Raw genomic sequence first — 16,581 nt, 5'->3', positions numbered from 1 at the left:
CCCTGGGTGCCGTACCCGGGAACCACTCAAGAGTCCCCGGCAAGCATCGGGGTCAACCGAGGAGTTTACGTCTGATGAGCAAGAAGCCTACGACCGATAAAAGCCAGATGGCCGGAACCGACACCCAGGACCGCGCCAACACCAACGCCAAACTCGACAGTCTGGAGACATTTCGCTCCGACGCTACCGGCCAGGCCCTGCGCACCAACCAGGGGGTGAAGGTTGCCGATAACCAGAACACCCTCAAGGCCGGCCCGCGCGGGCCGTCGTTGCTGGAAGACTTCATCATGCGTGAGAAAATCACGCACTTTGACCATGAGCGCATTCCAGAGCGCATCGTCCACGCACGCGGCACTGGCGCCCATGGTTTCTTCCAGGCCTACGAGAACCATTCGACGCTGACCAAGGCCGGTTTCCTGCAGGATCCGGGGAAAAAGACCCCGGTGTTCGTGCGCTTTTCCACGGTGCAGGGGCCACGCGGCTCCGGCGATACCGTGCGTGACGTGCGCGGTTTTGCGGTGAAGTTCTTCACTGATGAAGGCAACTTCGATCTGGTCGGCAACAACATGCCGGTGTTCTTCATTCAGGACGCGATCAAGTTTCCCGACTTCGTCCACGCGGTGAAACCCGAGCCGCACAACGAAATCCCCACCGGCGGCTCGGCCCACGATACGTTCTGGGATTTCGTCTCGCTGGTGCCGGAATCGGCGCACATGGTGATCTGGGCGATGTCCGACCGGGCGATCCCGAAAAGCCTGCGCAGCATGCAGGGCTTTGGCGTGCACACCTTCCGCCTGGTCAACGCCGAGGGCAAATCGCGTTTCGTCAAATTCCACTGGCGCCCTACCGCTGGCACCTGCTCGCTGGTGTGGGACGAGGCGCAGAAGCTCGCCGGTAAAGACACCGACTACCATCGTCGCGACCTCTGGGAAGCGATCGAGATGGGTGACTACCCGGAATGGGAACTGGGGGTACAAATCATCGAGGAGGAAAACGAGCACGACTTCGATTTCGACATCCTCGACCCGACCAAGCTGATCCCCGAAGAAATCGTGCCGATCACCCCGCTGGGCAAGATGACCCTCAACCGTAACCCGGATAACTTCTTCGCCGAGACCGAGCAGGTCGCGTTTTGCCCCGGTCATATAGTACCGGGCATCGACTTCTCGAATGACCCGTTGCTGCAAGGACGGCTGTTTTCCTACACCGATACGCAAATCAGCCGACTCGGTGGGCCGAATTTTCATGAGTTGCCAATCAACCGCCCGGTGGCGCCGTTCCACAACGGTCAGCGCGATGCGCAGCACCGTACGGTGATCGACAAGGGTCGCGCGTCCTACGAGCCGAACTCGATCGATGGTGGCTGGCCGAAGGAAACCCCACCGGCGGCTAAAGACGGCGGCTTCGAGAGCTACCCGGAGCGCATTGATGCGAACAAGATCCGCCAGCGCAGCGAATCATTCAGCGACCACTTCTCCCAGGCACGACTGTTCTTCCACAGCATGAGTGAGCACGAGAAGGAGCACATCATCGCCGCCTATAGCTTCGAACTGGGCAAGGTGGAACGTGCGTTCATCCGCGCGCGGGAGGTGAACGAGATCCTGGCCAACATCGACCTGGAGCTGGCCAAACGTGTCGCGGCCAATCTGGGGTTGCCGGCGCCAGCCAAAGGCACGGTCGAGGTGCGTCGAACCTCGTTCGATCATTCGCCGGCGCTGAGTCAGGCCAATTTGCTGCCAGAGAATATCAAGACGCGGAAAGTGGCAGTTCTTGCCGCCAACGGCGTCGATAGTGCGGCGATTGATGCGATGAAGAAAGCTTTGGCTGCTGAGGGTGCGCATGCCAAATTGCTGGGCCCGACTTCGGCGCCGGTGAAGACCGCCGACGGCAAAACCCTGGCGGTGGACGCCTCCATGGAGGGTATGCCTTCGGTGATCTTCGACGCGGTGTTCGTGCCGGGTGGTGCGGCGTCGATCAAGGCATTGAGCGGCGATGGCGTGGCGTTGCATTACCTGCTGGAGGCGTACAAGCATCTGAAGGCGATTGCGCTGCACGCAGAGGCCAAGCAGTTGCAGGATCTGCTGAAGCTGGAGGCGGATGCTGGGTTACTGCAGGGCAAGGATGTGCCGGGGTTGACCAAGCCGTTCTTTGCCGCGATCGGGCAGCATCGGGTCTGGGCGCGAGAGCCTAAGGCGAAAGCCATTCCAGCCTAAGGATCTTCGATGGCTGAAAGGGCGCTATCGCGAGCAGGCTCACTCCTACAGGGGATCTTCGGTGAACACAGAATTTGTGTCATACCGAGCTCGAAATGTAGGAGTGAGCCTGCTTGCGATGCTCTTTTCAGGGTTTACGCGGGATCAGAACCATCTGCGCCGGCACTGTGCGCAAGATTTGCTTCTCGATCTGCAGATCGAAATCCGGATTCAGTTTCTTCACGCGCTTGGTCAGCAATGTCGCCAGCCAAGGGTAATCCTGGGTGCGCGGTGCCTGAATGCTCACGGTGCACTCGTAATTCACCACATCGGCGGCGATCGCATCCAGTTGCCGACGAAGTTTGCGACTATCGTTGATGTTCAGCGCCACCGTGGTGCTCTCGGCGGTCGGATCGATCACCTTGGCTTTCGGTTTGGCCTCAGCTGCCAGCAGCGCCGCTTCGGCTTTTTCCAGCTCGGCTTTACGGGCTTCGGTGATGGCGCCGTTGACGCCACCGGTCAGCGCCGGGGCTTTGGGCATCAGCGCGCGGGCACGGCTCAGCGCGGTGGCTGCGGCGTTTACATCACCTTTCTGCAACACGATCTGGCTGCGACGCAGGTAGGCTTCGGCCAACTGCCGCTGGTATTGCTCAAGGGACTGATCGTTGGGGGTTTCAGTCTGCAAGGCCGCCAACTGATCTTCGGCGGTGGCCAGTTCGCTGCTGGCCAGGCTTTGCTCCAGCTGTGCGATGGCCGTGGCCCGCGCGTCGGGGGCTTCGGCCACCGGCGGCGTGCTTTGGCAGGCGCCCAGCAGCACGGAAAATGCGACAAGGAGCAGATAACGGGAGGCGAACGGCTTCATTCCTGCGACTCTCTAATTGCGCAAAAAGCGAGCAAGTCTACACCCCTCGACGGGGCAGAACAAAACTCAGCAGAAACAGTGCGGCCGCCGTCACAACGATTGACGGCCCCGCCGGGGTGTCCTTGAACCATGACAGCGCCAGCCCGCCACACACCGCGAGCATGCCCAGCAGGCTCGCGCCCAGGGCCATCTGCTCCGGCGAGCGGGCGTGACGTTGTGCCGCAGCCGCCGGGATGATCAACAGCGAGGTAATCAGCAACACCCCGACGATTTTCATCGCCACCGCGATCACCACCGCGATCAACAGCATCAGCGCCATGCGCAGGCCCGCCACCGGCAGGCCTTCGACCTTGGCCAATTCCTCATGCACGGTGATCGCCAGCAGCGGCCGCCACAATGTCACCAGCAACACCAGCACCGCCGCGCTGCCGCCGAGGATCCACATCAGGTCGGTCGGGCTGATCGCCAGCAGGTCGCCGAACAGATAGGCCATCAGGTCGATCCGCACTTCATGCATGAAGCTTAGTACCACCAGGCCGAGAGAGAGCGTGCTCGGTGCGAGAATTCCCAACAGCGTGTCGGACGCCAGCGGCTGGCGCTGTTGCAAGGTCACCAGCAGCACCGCCAGCAGCAGGCAGCCGACCGTGACCGCAACGGTCGGACTCACATCCAGCAAAAAGCCCAGCGCCACGCCAAGCAGCGCGGCGTGGGACAGGGTGTCGCCGAAATAGGCCATGCGCCGCCAGACCACAAACGAGCCCAACGGCCCGGCGACCACCGCCAGTGCCAGACCTGCAAGCAGGGCATACAACAGAAAATCAGCCATGCTTGCAGTTGTCTCCGTGAACGTGGGTGTGGCCCGCACCGGGCGCCTTGACCACCGAACCGTGCAGGTCATGGGCGTGGTCGTGATGGTGGTGATAGATCGCCAGGCTCGGCGCATTCTTGCCGAACAGCTCGACGAACGCCGGATCGCCGCTGACCTGCTCGGGATGCCCGGAGCAGCAGACGTGACGGTTCAGGCACACCACCTGATCGGTGGTGCTCATCACCAGATGCAAATCGTGGGAAACCATCAACACACCGCAGCCGTGACGGTCGCGCAGGCGAGTGATCAGGCTGTACAGCTCGGCTTGCCCGGCCACATCGACGCCTTGCACCGGCTCATCCAGCACCAGCAGCTCCGGTTCGCGCAGCAGCGCCCGGGCCAGCAGCACCCGCTGCATCTCACCACCGGAAACGCTTTGCACGGGACTGTCGATCACGTGTTCGGCGCCGACTTCTTTCAGTGCCGCCAACGCACGGGGACGATCAACGCCCGGTACCAGCCGCAGGAACCGCAGCACCGACAGCGGCAAGGTCGGATCGACGTGCAGTTTTTGCGGCATGTAGCCGACGCGCAGTTTCGGCTTGCGCCAGACGCTGCCGCTGTCCGGCTTCAACAGCCCGAGCACAGCGCGCACCAGGGTGGTCTTGCCAGCGCCGTTGGGGCCGATCAGAGTGACGATCTGCCCCGGTTCGACGCTCAGCTCGATGTTGTCCAGCACAGTCTGCCCGGCAAAGGTCACGGCGACGTGCTGAAGACGGATCAACGGGTTGCTCATCAAGCCCCCTGGCAACCGGAGCACAGGCCGACCACTTCGACGGTCTGCGCTTCGACGATGAAACCGACGTCTTTGGCGCTGTTGATGATCGCGTCGCTGATAGCTTTCTGTTCCAACTCAATGGCGGCGTGGCAGTCGCGGCAAATCAGGAACTGGCCCTGATGCGCATGTTCCGGGTGCACGCAACCGACGAAGGCGTTGAGCGACGAGATGCGGTGCACCAGGCCGTTTTCGAGGAGGAAATCCAGCGCGCGGTACACGGTTGGTGGCGCGGCGCGACGGCCGTCCTGTTCGCTGAGCACCGCGAGAATGTCATAGGCGCCCAGCGGCTTGTGGCTCTGCCACACCAATTCCAGCACCCGCCGGCGCAACGCAGTCAGGCGCAGGCCTTTCTGGGCGCACAAGGCATCGGCCTCGGTCAGTGCGCTGTGCACGCAATGAGAGTGGTCGTGGGGACGGCTGGCAATCGGTGTAATAGGCATGGGCGGCGACGAGTTTTGATAGAGACGTTATTATGTTACCCGTTCTCGCCTCCTTGAGTGGTCATCGTGTCCCGACTTTTTTCTGTTTTTGTGGCTTTTGTCGCCAGTTTTCTGCTGATCGGTTCGGCCCAGGCCGAGGTCAAGGTCCTCACCAGCATCAAACCGTTGCAGTTGATTGCAGCGGCGGTGCAGGACGGCGTGGCGATTCCCGAAGTGCTGCTGCCGCCGGGCGCTTCGCCACACAACTACGCGCTGCGCCCATCGGATGTGCGCAAGGTGCAATCGGTGGATCTGCTGTACTGGATCGGTCCGGACATGGAAGGCTTCCTGCCCCGGGTGCTGAACGGTCGTACGCTGCCGAGCGTCGCGGTGCAGGATCTGCCGGGGATGAAGCTGCGCCGTTTTGCCGAGGACAGCCATTCCCACGCTGAAGACGCCGACGAGCATGATCACGATCACCGTCCGGGCACGCTGGATGCGCATTTGTGGCTATCACCGGTCAATGCACGGGTGATTGCCGACAAAATGGCGGCCGACCTGAGCGCTGTCGATCCGGCCAACGCCGAGCGTTATCAGAGCAACGCCAAGGCCTTCGATGAGCGCCTCGATGTGTTGGATGCGCGGCTGAAGAAGCGCCTGGCAGGCATTGATGGCAAACCGTACTTCGTCTTTCACGAGGCGTTTGATTACTTCGAAGAAGCCTACGGCCTGAAGCACACCGGCGTATTCAGCGTGGCTGCCGAAGTGCAGCCGGGTGCGCAGCACGTCGCGGCGATGCGCAAGCGCTTGCAGGAAGTCGGTAAGACGTGTGTGTTCAGCGAGCCGCCGTTGCGCCCGCGCCTGGCGGAGACCCTGGTAGCTGGACTGCCGGTGAAACTGGCTGAGCTGGATGCGTTGGGCGGGTATACGCCGGCGACAGCTCAGGGTTATGAGCAGGTGCTGGAGAAGCTGGGCAATGATCTGGCCGGGTGTCTGGAATCGCTGTAACCCCCAACTCCTGTGGGAGCAAGCCTGCTCGCGAAAGCGGTGTGCCAGTCAACATAGATGCTGAATGTGCCGCCCCATTCGCGAGCAAACCCGCTCCCACAGGTTCGTGGTGGCTTCCAGAATTAACTCAGAGGGCGAACGGCAACGGTGTATTGACCTGCTGCCGCTGCGCCAACCGCTGCTCGAACTCCTGCGGATCGTGAATCAGCACGTCCTGCCCGGCAAACTGCTCGGCGGCGATCAGTCGCGAAAGCCAGAACCGCACACACGCCACGCGCAGCATGGTCGGCCACAACTCGGCCTCCGCCGCCGTAAACGGTCGCAGCCCCGCATAGGCACCGAGGAACGCACGGGCACGTGGCCCATCGATCAGGCCTTCCTCGTCCGAACACCAGTCGTTCAAGGCAATCGCCACGTCGTAGAGCATCGACCCCGAGCAAGCGTTGTAGAAGTCGATCAGGCCGGTCAGGTGCGTGCCTTCGAACATCGCGTTGTCGCGGAACAGGTCGGCGTGGATGTTCGCCCGAGGCAGCGCGAGGATTCTCTCTTTCTGCGCAGTGATTTCCTCCAGCGCCTTGTGCAACAGGGCACGCGGCTCGTCGCTCAGGTGCGAGAGAAACTCGGTGCCCTCCTCCAGCATCCAGTCCAGGCCACGATCAGTCTTGCGCTTGATCATGCGCTCGCCCTGGGTCGCCAGGTGCAGGTGCGCCTGCAACTCGCCGACCTGCGCGCAATGCTGCGCATTGGCGACCTTGATATGTTTGCCGGACAGGCGTGGTTGCAGCAGCGCCGGTTTGCCCTTCAGCTCACGCAGCGCCACGCCGTCGGTGGTGCGCAGTGCGTAAGGCACCGGCAGATCGGCCTCGTGCAGCACGTCGAGCAGTTCGATGAAGAACGGCATCTCCTGCACCGGGCCGCGTTCGACCAGGGTCAGGACGAACTCGCCCTGCTCCAGGCTGATAAAGAAATTGGTGTTTTCGCTGCCGGCGGCGATCCCCTGGAAATCAAGCAGACGGCCAAGCCCGTAAGGGGCGAGAAAGGTTTCCAGCTCGGGCCGAGCCAGGGGAGTGAACACAGACATGGTTAAAAACTGCTCAGTTCAGACGTCGCGGTCAGGCGACGCCGATTAAAAGTCGGGAATCTTACTTCCAGGTAAAGATTTCCCACGCGGGAATCAACATATTCGGCTGATCGGAGCGGATGTAGTTCGCGTCCGTACCATCGGCGCGCACCAGGAAATAGGGCTTACCCTTCTTCGGCGTGACCTTGATCGCATAGACGAAGCCACTGCGACTGTATTCCTGGATGACCTTGTCGCCTTCCGTGTGCGCGTTAATGGTAACTTCCGGCTCTTTTGACGACGCATCATCCGCCGCCATCGCGGCCAACGGTGAGGCAGCAATCAGACCGACCAGCAGCAAGCGATTTAACGTACGCATGATAACCTTGTCCCTTTGTCGTCAACGGTCCCGCTATTCTAGCGCCGGACCCGCCGAAAAGGTTGATCCTGCTCATGAGCCAAGCCCCCCTCGTCCTGGTGGACGGTTCGTCTTACCTGTACCGCGCTTTCCACGCACTGCCACCGCTGACCACCTCCAAAGGCCTGCCGACCGGTGCGGTCAAAGGTGTGCTGAACATGCTCAAGAGTCTGCGCAAGCAGTACCCGGACAGCCCGTTCGCCGTGGTCTTCGACGCCAAGGGCGGGACGTTTCGCGATGAGATGTACGCCGAATACAAGGCCAACCGCCCAAGCATGCCCGACGACATGCGCGTGCAGATCGAGCCGCTGCACCAGAGCGTGATCGCCCTCGGTTTCCCGCTGCTGTGCGTGGAAGGCGTGGAGGCTGACGACGTGATCGGCACCCTGGCGCGCAGCAGCGCGGCGGCAGATCGCTCGGTGATCATCTCCACCGGCGACAAGGACATGGCGCAACTGGTCGACGGCCACATTACCTTGGTCAATACCATGTCCGGTAGCTCGATGGACGTGGAGGGCGTGAAGGAGAAATTCGGCGTCGCTCCAGAGCAGATCATCGATTATCTGGCACTGATGGGCGATTCTTCCGACAACATTCCGGGCGTTCCCGGCATCGGCCCGAAGACCGCGTCCGGCCTGCTGGTGGGCGTCAATGGCGGCCTGACCGAACTCTACGCACAGCTCGACATCGTGCCGACCCTGCCGATTCGCGGGGCCAAGACCCTGCCGGCCAAGCTCGAAGAACACAAGGAGATGGCGCTCCTCTCCTATCAACTGGCCACCATCAAGGTCGACGTGCCGCTGGACGTCGAACTCGACGACTTGCAGATGGGTGCGGAAGATCCCGCCAAGCTCTACGAGCTCTACACCCTGCTGGAATTCAAGAGCTGGCTGAATGACCTTGATCGTGACGCCAAGCGCCAGGAACTGAGCGCTGCCAGCGAGCCAGCGCCGGCTGGCGATCTGTTCAGCGCGCCAGCAGAAGAAGCGCCCGCCGCTCCTGCTGAAGCCGCGTATGAAACCATCCTCGATCAGGCGCGCTTCGACGTCTGGCTGGAAAAACTGAAGAACGCCAAACTGTTCGCCTTCGACACCGAAACCACCGGCATCGACGCGCAGCAGGCACAACTGGTCGGCCTGTCGTTCGCCGTGCAGGCCAACGAAGCGGCGTACATTCCGCTGACCCACTCGTACATCGGCGTGCCCGACCAACTGGATCGCGACACCGTACTGCGCGCGCTGAAGCCGATTCTGGAAGACCCGAACAAGCTCAAAGTCGGCCAGCACGCCAAGTTCGACATGAACATCCTGGCCAACTGCGCCATCGGCGGCGATCAGAACAACGGCATCAGCGTGCGCGGCATCGCCTTCGATACGATGCTTGAGTCCTACGTGCTCAACTCCACTGCCACCCGCCACGACATGGACAGCCTCGCGCAGAAGTACCTGGACCACACCACTGTGAGCTTCCAGGACATCGCCGGCAAAGGCGCCAAGCAACTGACCTTCGACCAGATCGCTCTGGAACAGGCCGGGCCGTACGCCGCCGAAGATGCCGACATCACCTTGCGTCTGCACCAGACCCTGTTCGAAAAGCTCAGCGCGATCCCTAGCCTGGCCAGCGTGCTGACCGACATCGAGATTCCGTTGGTGCCGGTCCTGGCGCGCATCGAGCGCCAGGGCGCATTTGTCGACGCCGCGTTGCTGGGCGTGCAGAGCATCGAACTGGGCGAGAAGATGGTTGCGCTGGAGCGCGAAGCCTTCGAGATCGCCGGCGAAGAATTCAACCTCGGCTCGCCGAAACAGTTGGGCGTGATTCTCTACGAAAAGCTCGGCCTGCCGGTACTGAAGAAAACCGCCAAGGGCCAGCCATCGACCGCCGAAGAAGTGCTGGCGAAACTCGCCGAGGACGATCACCGCTTGCCGAAAGTGCTGATGGAGCACCGCTCCATGAGCAAGCTGAAAAGCACTTACACCGATCGTCTGCCGGAGCAGATCAACCCGCGCACCGGGCGCATCCACACCTCGTACCATCAGGCTGTGGCATCGACTGGGCGCTTGTCCTCCAGCGATCCGAACCTGCAGAACATTCCGGTGCGTACCGCTGAGGGCCGGCGCATTCGTCAGGCGTTCGTGGCGCCAAAGGGCTACAAACTGCTGGCGGCGGACTACTCGCAGATCGAACTGCGGATCATGGCCCACCTGTCCAGGGACGAAGGCCTGATGAACGCCTTCCGCAACAACCTCGACGTGCACACCGCGACCGCTGCCGAAGTGTTCAAGGTCGAACTCAATGAAGTGACTTCCGACCAGCGCCGTGGCGCCAAGGCGATCAACTTCGGCCTGATCTACGGCATGGGTGCGCAGAAGCTCGGCAAGGACATCGGCGTCGACACCAAGACTGCCAAGGCTTACATCGACACCTACTTCGCCCGTTATCCAGGCGTTCGCGAGTACATGGATCGCACCCGCGCGCAGGCAGCGGATCAGGGTTATGTCGAGACGTTCTTCGGTCGTCGTCTGTATCTACCGGAAATCAACTCGAACAAGCCACAGGAACGCGCTGCCGCCGAACGCACGGCGATCAACGCGCCGATGCAGGGCACCGCTGCGGACATCATCAAGAAAGCCATGGTGGCGGTGGATAACTGGCTGGCAGCGTCCGGGCTGGACGCCAAAGTCATCCTGCAGGTGCACGACGAACTGGTGCTGGAGGTTCGCGAGGATCTGGTCGATCAGGTGAGCCAGGAAATCCGCCTGCACATGAGCGAAGCGGCGAAGCTGGACGTGCCGTTGCTGGTGGAAGTCGGCGTTGGCAACAACTGGGATGAGGCGCACTAAGGCGTCTGGCCCGGCCGTTTGCCGTGACATGGGGTCGCGGCAAACAGCAGAAATGTGCTTATTTCGAAACGCGCTTGAAATTATTCCAAAGCTTTTTGAAAAAAATCTGAACTAATCTGACAGCTCACTACTCAGAGATACTGAATGGCTGGTGAAGCCCTTCGATGCTCCTATGTTGTGTTAAGTGTTGGCAGATATCTGAACCCCGCCCTAGCGGTTCGGAACTTAAACCCCGGAACTTCTCCCTCCCCATATGAAGTCCGGGGCTTTTTTTTGCCTCAAAACTGGCTGTGGTGCCGCCAGACTGCGTTAAAAGCGCAGTTAAAAATGCTCATTTAGGGCCCCTAAAGTCGAGCGCGACCCCCGGCCTTTTTTAACCGCACTTTTGCCTTGCCTGACAGCACCACAGACAGTTTTGAAATCCCCTTACTCTGCCTCTGCCGGCACTTCCGTGCCTTTGCCTGCCAGTTCCATCCAGCCTGCCAGCACAGTGTAGGCCTCTTCCAGGCCCAGGCGTTTTGGCGCCGAGAACAGTTGGATGGTGACCAGATCACCCCAGCCCTTGCGAATTTCCGACTGCACCTTAAGCAGCGTGTTCTTGGCTGCGCCGTAGGTCAGCTTGTCGGCCTTGGTCAGCAGAATGTGCATCGGCATGCCGGCGGCAACGGCCCAGTCGAGCATCAGCAGGTCGAAGTCGGTCATTGGATGACGGATGTCCATCATCAGAATCAAACCCTTCAAACTCTCGCGGCCACCAAGGTAAGCCTCAAGGTGACGCTGCCAGTGCATCTTCAGCGGGATCGGTACTTTTGCGTAACCGTAGCCCGGCAGGTCGACCAGACGACGATCTTCGTCTAGCTTGAAGAAGTTCAACAGCTGTGTGCGACCCGGGGTTTTCGAGGTTCGCGCCAGGCTGGCGTGAGTCAGGGTGTTCAGTGCGCTGGATTTACCGGCGTTGGAACGACCGGCGAACGCCACTTCGAAGCCTTCGTCGTCAGGGCATTGATCGACTTTGGCGGCACTGAGCATGAACGTGGACTGTTGGCACAGGCCGAGGATGGGATTCTTGAGTTGCATGGGATTTCCGATGTGGGCGGCGCCGGGATTGGGCGCGGAACGCGGTGTCGCTTCCGTTTCAGTGACGCCAGTATATAATGCCGCAGATTTTGTGTGTGCTTTGTCCCAGCGAAGGATGAAGTTCACGAGAGCCAAAGACCTTGATTGCGCATCAGAACGCAGAACGCTCTCAACCCTGAAAAGGTCGTTTTATGACGAAATGGCTGCTGGCTGCCGGAGTCCTGATACCGCTTTACAGCGCACAGGCTACACAGGAACCGGAAGCCGTGTACAACCGTGTTTGTGGTGCCTGTCATTCCGGCCAACTACCCATGGCGCCCGAAAGAGGCGATCAGGAAGCTTGGACGCCGAGGTTGGCGAAAGGTATGGAGACGCTGGTGCAACACGTGACCCAGGGTTTCAAGGCGATGCCGCCGCGTGGTTTGTGCATGGACTGCAGTGCCGAGGATTACCAGGCCATCATCCTTTGGATGAGCGAGAGTAAACCCGGTCCATAACTCTTAACCCTTAGCCGTAGTTGGATTAGCTGATGAACAAATTGATCGTGAGTCTGCTGTTGACCGTGGGAATCTCAGGCTTCGCCCATGCTGCCGGTGATGCCACCGCCGGCCAGGCAAAAGCTGCCGTATGCGGAGCCTGCCATGGCCCGGACGGGAACAGCATGGCACCAAACTTTCCGAAACTGGCCGGCCAGGGTGAACGCTACCTGACCAAGCAACTGCACGACATCAAGTCGGGCAAGCGCACCGTTCTGGAAATGACGGGCCTGCTGACCAACCTGAGCGATCAGGATCTTTCCGACATCGCGGCGTACTTTGCCAGCCAGAAAGGCAGTGTCGGCGCCGCTGATCCGAAGATCGTCGCTCGCGGTGAAGCCCTGTTCCGCGGCGGTAATCTGGCCAAGGGCCTTCCAGCCTGCACCGGCTGCCACTCGCCGAATGGCGCGGGTAATGCCGCTGCCGGCTTCCCGCATCTGGGTGGCCAGCACGCTCAATACATCACCAAGCAGTTGACCGATTTCCGCAAGGAAGAAGGCGGCCGCACCAACGACGGCGACACCATGACCATGCAGACCATCGCCAAACGCCTGAGCGACGAAGACATCGCTGCCGTCTCCAGCTACATTCAAGGTCTGCACTAAGAGCATTTGGCAGCGATAGATCTCGCGCAACGTTAACGCTCGATTAATCCGTCGCAGCAAGTATAAAAAGGGTGGCTTTGGCCGCCCTTTTTTGTGGCCGCTGCCGTTACACTACAGAACTCATGCCCGCCAGGATCTGTCTGAAAACAGGTCGCGCGAGGCGACCCAAATTGTCCAGGAGTAAAGCATGCGTAATCTGATCATCAGCGCCGCTCTCGTCGCTGCCAGCCTGTTCGGCGTGACCGCCCAGGCCGCCGAAGCACCGGCCGCCCCTTACGTCGAGCTGGCCAACCCGGTGCCGGTGGCAGAGCCTGGCAAGATCGAAGTGGTCGAGTTGTTCTGGTACGGCTGCCCGCACTGCTTCGCCTTTGAACCGGTGATCAACCCTTGGGTTGAAAAACTGCCGTCCGACGTCAACTTCGTGCGCATTCCAGCCATGTTTGGCGGCCCGTGGGACGCTCACGGCCAGATGTTCCTGACTCTGGAAGCGATGGGTGTCGAGCACAAGGTTCACGCGGCGGTATTCAACGCGATCCAGAAAGAACACAAGAAGCTGACCGACAAGAACGACATGGCTGACTTCCTCGCCACCCAGGGCGTGGACAAGGACAAGTTCCTCGCCACCTTCGACTCGTTCGCCATCAAGGGCCAGATCGTAAAAGCTCGCGAACTGGCCAAGAAGTATGAAATCACTGGCGTGCCAACCATGATCGTCAACGGCAAGTACCGCTTCGACATCGGCTCTGCCGGTGGCGCCGAGCAAGCGTTGAAACTGGCTGACGACTTGGTCGCCAAAGAGCGAGCGGCCAACAAGGCAGCTGCCAACTAAGCGCGGTCATCGCCATGCGCCGCTGGGGAACCGAACGCATCGTTGGCCTGCATGATCCGCAGGTCAACGAGCATCACCTGGAGTCCACGGGCCTGCCCGCAGACCATCGTCTGCGCTTGCTCAGCTTCAACATCCAGGTCGGCATCAGCACCGAGCGCTATCGACATTACCTGACCCGCAGCTGGCAGCACCTGCTGCCGCACACCGGGCGCTCAGGCAATCTGCAAAAGATCGGCGATCTGCTTGGCGACTTCGATCTGGTCGCCTTGCAGGAAGCCGATGGCGGCAGCCTGCGCTCGGGCTACGTCAATCAGGTCGAACACCTGGCGCACCTCGGCGCCTTCCCCTACTGGTATCAACAACTCAATCGCAACCTCGGCCGACTGGCCCAGCACAGCAATGGCGTGCTCAGTCGCCTGAAGCCGTGGGCGATCGAAGACCATCCGCTGCCCGGCCCGAAAGGTCGCGGCGCCATCCTTCTGCGCTTCGGCGAAGGCCCGGAAGCGCTGGTGGTGGTGATGATGCACCTGGCCCTCGGCGCCCGGGTGCGCAGCCTGCAACTGGCCTACATTCGAGACCTGATCAGTGGCTACAAGCACCAGGTATTGATGGGCGACATGAACACCCATGCCAGCGATCTGCTACAACAGTCACCGTTACGCGATCTCGGCCTGCTGGCCCCGCAGCTGGAAGCGACCTTCCCTAGCTGGCGCCCGCAGCGTTGCCTTGATCATATTCTGCTCAGCCCGACCCTGACCCTGGAAAAGGTCGAAGTGCTGGCGCAACCGATTTCCGATCACCTGCCGGTCGCGGTAGAGATTCGTCTGCCGGGTTCGCTCACGGCCGATGCATTGCCCGCGTTGAGTCCTGCCCCTCGCGGAACCCCTGAATGAGCGACGAAGCCCAGCGCTGGAAAGAAAAGTACCTCAAAAGCATCGAACAACAGGACAAGCTCGAACGTCGCTGGGCCGCCAGGCTCGACTTGCTGCGGCGCGGCCTGGTGCGCAGCACTCTGGCGGCCGAAGGCACCGACAAAGTCGTTGACCAGTGCATGAAAGAGATGCGCGACGTGGTGCGCACCGACGATATGGACGCCGGCCTCGCCGCCCTGCTGCCACGCCTGGAAAAAGCCGTGCTCGACTCCGAGCAGCGCCGCGAAACCCGAATCGATCAGGTCAGCACCGCACTGACCGCACTGGTTAGCCAACTGCAAGCCCTGCCGCTACCTCGGGAAGTCGCGCAACCGCTGAAGAAGTTCGCCAAGCAGCTCGACAGCCGGGTCGGACAGGCGCGGGAGATGCCGCTGCTGCTGAGCGAGCTCAGTGGTTTGCAGGGCAAGGCGTTGAACCAGCTGGAAACGCCCGCAGAACCAGATCGCCCAGGCTTTCTGCAGCGCTTGTTCGGCAGTCGCGACAGTGAAGAGACTCCCGCAACGCAAGAACCGCCGCCGGTAGCGGATCAGCCTCAAGCACCTGTGCCAACGCCACCCGGCGCTGAACATCCGGCGCCCGAACCTGTGCAGGCAGCACTCGTCGAGCCGACTCCGCCCGTACCGAAACAGCCAGCCCCCGTCGCACAAATACCTGAGGCTACGCCTCACCAGGTGCCAGCCGCACCAGCCGTACCCGCTCAGGCGGAACCGCCCGTGGTTTCTTTCATACCGCCGGTCATTGCGCTCGAGACGGTCACCCAACCTGTGGCCGCCCCCACACTTTCGGGACCCGAGCCGGAAGCCGAACCCGAAGCACCAGCCGCCCCGATCGCACCGCCAGTCACTGCGACTGCGATCAATCCTGACGAGTTGATCCACCCCGGAGATAACCCGGTCCCCACACCTCTGCTCCTCGACAGTCTGCCCCTGCCCGAGCCCATCGCCCAGGCACTGGCCGCCATTGATCCGGAGCAATCCGAGCAGGATATCCTCTACGCCCTGCCTGACTCGCCGGAGCCGTCTTACAGCTCGGTGGCCAAACATATCGAAGACACGCTGATCGGGTTGCTCGACGATCTGACCTTACCCGAGCGCCATCGCCCGCAGGCCGAGGCAATGCGCGATCGGTTGAAAAATGGCCTGAACTGGTACGAACTGCTGCCGATTCTCGACGATCTTGCGACGTTGATGCTGGCAATCACCGACAGCGGCCAGCACGAATTCGAAGCCTATCTGCAACAGCTCAACGAGCGCCTCGAAGCGTTCCAGAGCAATCTGCAGGCCGCCAGCGAGGGCCACGCCGACAACAGCTCGGCGGCCCGGGCGATGGACACGCAGATCCGCGAGCAGGTCGACGGCTTGCAGACCAGCGTGCAGGAAGCGGCTGATCTGGATGACCTCAAGCAAGTGCTGGAGAACCACCTCGAAGGCCTGCTCGGCACCATGGACCAGCACCAGAAGCAACGCGACGCCCGCGAGCAGGAAGTGGCGGCGCGCCTCAAGGGACTGGCCGAGCGTGTGGCGCACATGGAGCAGGAAGCCCTGGGCTTTCGGGAACATCTGGAAGAACAACGCCAGAAAGCCTTGATCGACCCGCTCACCGGTTTGCCCAACCGCGCCGCGTGGAGCGAACGGCTCGAACACGAGATCAAGCAGTGGCAGCAGCATGGCAACACCTTGAGCCTGGCGATGCTCGACCTCGATCACTTCAAGCGGATCAACGACAACTACGGCCATCTGGCCGGCGACAAGGTGTTGAAGATCATCGCCACGGTGTTGCGCAAACGCCTGCGCGGCGCGGATTTCATTGCCCGCTTTGGCGGTGAGGAATTCGTCTTGCTGCTGCCGGCCACCCCCTCTGCCGTAGGCGCCAAACTGCTGGAGACCCTGCGCGCAGCAATCGAAGCCTGCCCATTTCACTTCAAGGGTGAACGGGTGACGATCACCATTTCCATGGGCCTGGCGTCATTCCGTGCGGGAGAACACAGTGATCTGGTGCTCAAAAGAGCCGATCAGGCGCTGTACCGGGCGAAAAATGCCGGACGCAACCGAATCGAGCTGGGCTGAGCAATTGTTCCATTTTGTTTAAATCAGCCCGTTGGCCGTCGATACGCAAGGCAGTACGTTACACTGTTGCATTATTGTCTTGCGTGTACTG

General features: G+C 61.2%; 15 protein-coding genes. 8 read left to right on the top strand and 7 right to left on the bottom strand.

Annotated features, from left to right (window positions below; all coding sequences use genetic code 11):
• The first annotated feature begins 71 nt into the window (after positions 1-71).
• Positions 72-2,213, top strand: a complete 2,142-nt coding sequence (gene katE, locus QMK55_RS13860) for a catalase HPII (RefSeq protein ID WP_320330256.1) — start codon at positions 72-74, stop codon at positions 2,211-2,213.
• A gap of 127 nt (positions 2,214-2,340) precedes the next feature.
• Here katE and QMK55_RS13855 read toward each other — a convergent pair whose 3' ends face one another.
• Genes QMK55_RS13855 through QMK55_RS13840 form a run of 4 tightly spaced genes read right to left on the bottom strand, consistent with a single transcriptional unit; the run spans position 2,341 to position 5,140 of the window.
• Positions 2,341-3,054: a PA5502 family lipoprotein gene (locus QMK55_RS13855; RefSeq protein ID WP_102355461.1), complete on the bottom strand. Its 714-nt coding sequence runs from the start codon at positions 3,052-3,054 to the stop codon at positions 2,341-2,343.
• 37 nt (positions 3,055-3,091) lie between these two features.
• The gene (gene znuB, locus QMK55_RS13850; protein ID WP_025112310.1) at positions 3,092-3,880 is read right to left on the bottom strand and encodes a zinc ABC transporter permease subunit ZnuB; all 789 of its coding nucleotides are present in this window, start codon (positions 3,878-3,880) and stop codon (positions 3,092-3,094) included.
• Entirely contained in the window at positions 3,873-4,658 is a 786-nt protein-coding gene (gene znuC, locus QMK55_RS13845; protein WP_025112309.1) for a zinc ABC transporter ATP-binding protein ZnuC, read from the bottom strand. The genes znuB and znuC overlap by 8 nt, the downstream gene beginning before the upstream one ends.
• Positions 4,658-5,140 (bottom strand): Fur family transcriptional regulator, encoded by a 483-nt coding sequence (locus tag QMK55_RS13840; protein WP_025112308.1) that lies wholly within the window; start codon positions 5,138-5,140, stop codon positions 4,658-4,660. Before QMK55_RS13840 ends, znuC begins: the two co-directional genes overlap by 1 nt.
• A gap of 66 nt (positions 5,141-5,206) precedes the next feature.
• Here QMK55_RS13840 and QMK55_RS13835 point away from each other — a divergent pair, with 66 nt between their 5' ends.
• Positions 5,207-6,127 (top strand): zinc ABC transporter substrate-binding protein, encoded by a 921-nt coding sequence (locus QMK55_RS13835; RefSeq protein ID WP_102355530.1) that lies wholly within the window; start codon positions 5,207-5,209, stop codon positions 6,125-6,127.
• A gap of 127 nt (positions 6,128-6,254) precedes the next feature.
• On the opposite strand, the gene QMK55_RS13830 is transcribed toward QMK55_RS13835, so the two are convergent.
• Both QMK55_RS13830 and QMK55_RS13825 read right to left on the bottom strand, forming a co-directional pair.
• The gene (locus QMK55_RS13830) at positions 6,255-7,208 is read right to left on the bottom strand and encodes a homoserine kinase (protein WP_320329375.1); all 954 of its coding nucleotides are present in this window, start codon (positions 7,206-7,208) and stop codon (positions 6,255-6,257) included.
• 61 nt (positions 7,209-7,269) lie between these two features.
• Positions 7,270-7,566: a DUF2782 domain-containing protein gene (locus QMK55_RS13825; RefSeq protein ID WP_320329374.1), complete on the bottom strand. Its 297-nt coding sequence runs from the start codon at positions 7,564-7,566 to the stop codon at positions 7,270-7,272.
• A gap of 74 nt (positions 7,567-7,640) precedes the next feature.
• On the opposite strand from QMK55_RS13825, the gene polA reads away from it, so the two are divergent.
• Positions 7,641-10,445, top strand: coding sequence for a DNA polymerase I (polA, locus tag QMK55_RS13820; RefSeq protein WP_320329373.1), 2,805 nt, complete (start codon positions 7,641-7,643; stop codon positions 10,443-10,445).
• A 426-nt stretch (positions 10,446-10,871) separates the two neighbouring features.
• Here polA and yihA read toward each other — a convergent pair whose 3' ends face one another.
• The gene (gene yihA / locus QMK55_RS13815; protein ID WP_320329372.1) at positions 10,872-11,522 is read right to left on the bottom strand and encodes a ribosome biogenesis GTP-binding protein YihA/YsxC; all 651 of its coding nucleotides are present in this window, start codon (positions 11,520-11,522) and stop codon (positions 10,872-10,874) included.
• 191 nt (positions 11,523-11,713) lie between these two features.
• On the opposite strand from yihA, the gene QMK55_RS13810 reads away from it, so the two are divergent.
• From QMK55_RS13810 to QMK55_RS13790, 5 genes are all read left to right on the top strand, one after another.
• The gene (locus QMK55_RS13810) at positions 11,714-12,019 is read left to right on the top strand and encodes a c-type cytochrome (RefSeq protein ID WP_025112302.1); all 306 of its coding nucleotides are present in this window, start codon (positions 11,714-11,716) and stop codon (positions 12,017-12,019) included.
• A 32-nt stretch (positions 12,020-12,051) separates the two neighbouring features.
• Positions 12,052-12,663, top strand: a complete 612-nt coding sequence (locus QMK55_RS13805) for a c-type cytochrome (protein ID WP_102355467.1) — start codon at positions 12,052-12,054, stop codon at positions 12,661-12,663.
• 187 nt (positions 12,664-12,850) lie between these two features.
• Positions 12,851-13,492: a thiol:disulfide interchange protein DsbA/DsbL gene (locus tag QMK55_RS13800; RefSeq protein WP_102355468.1), complete on the top strand. Its 642-nt coding sequence runs from the start codon at positions 12,851-12,853 to the stop codon at positions 13,490-13,492.
• Between the two features lie 14 nt (positions 13,493-13,506).
• The gene (locus tag QMK55_RS13795) at positions 13,507-14,385 is read left to right on the top strand and encodes an endonuclease/exonuclease/phosphatase family protein (protein WP_025112299.1); all 879 of its coding nucleotides are present in this window, start codon (positions 13,507-13,509) and stop codon (positions 14,383-14,385) included.
• Complete coding sequence (locus QMK55_RS13790; protein ID WP_320329371.1) at positions 14,382-16,490, top strand: diguanylate cyclase; 2,109 nt, start codon at positions 14,382-14,384, stop codon at positions 16,488-16,490. The genes QMK55_RS13795 and QMK55_RS13790 overlap by 4 nt, the downstream gene beginning before the upstream one ends.
• The last annotated feature ends 91 nt before the right edge of the window (positions 16,491-16,581 follow it).

This window comes from Pseudomonas sp. P8_229, from assembly GCF_034008635.1.
Lineage (GTDB): Bacteria > Pseudomonadota > Gammaproteobacteria > Pseudomonadales > Pseudomonadaceae > Aquipseudomonas.
The sequence above is the reverse complement of the archived record's forward strand: the minus strand, read 5'-3'. Positions and strand labels throughout refer to the sequence as shown.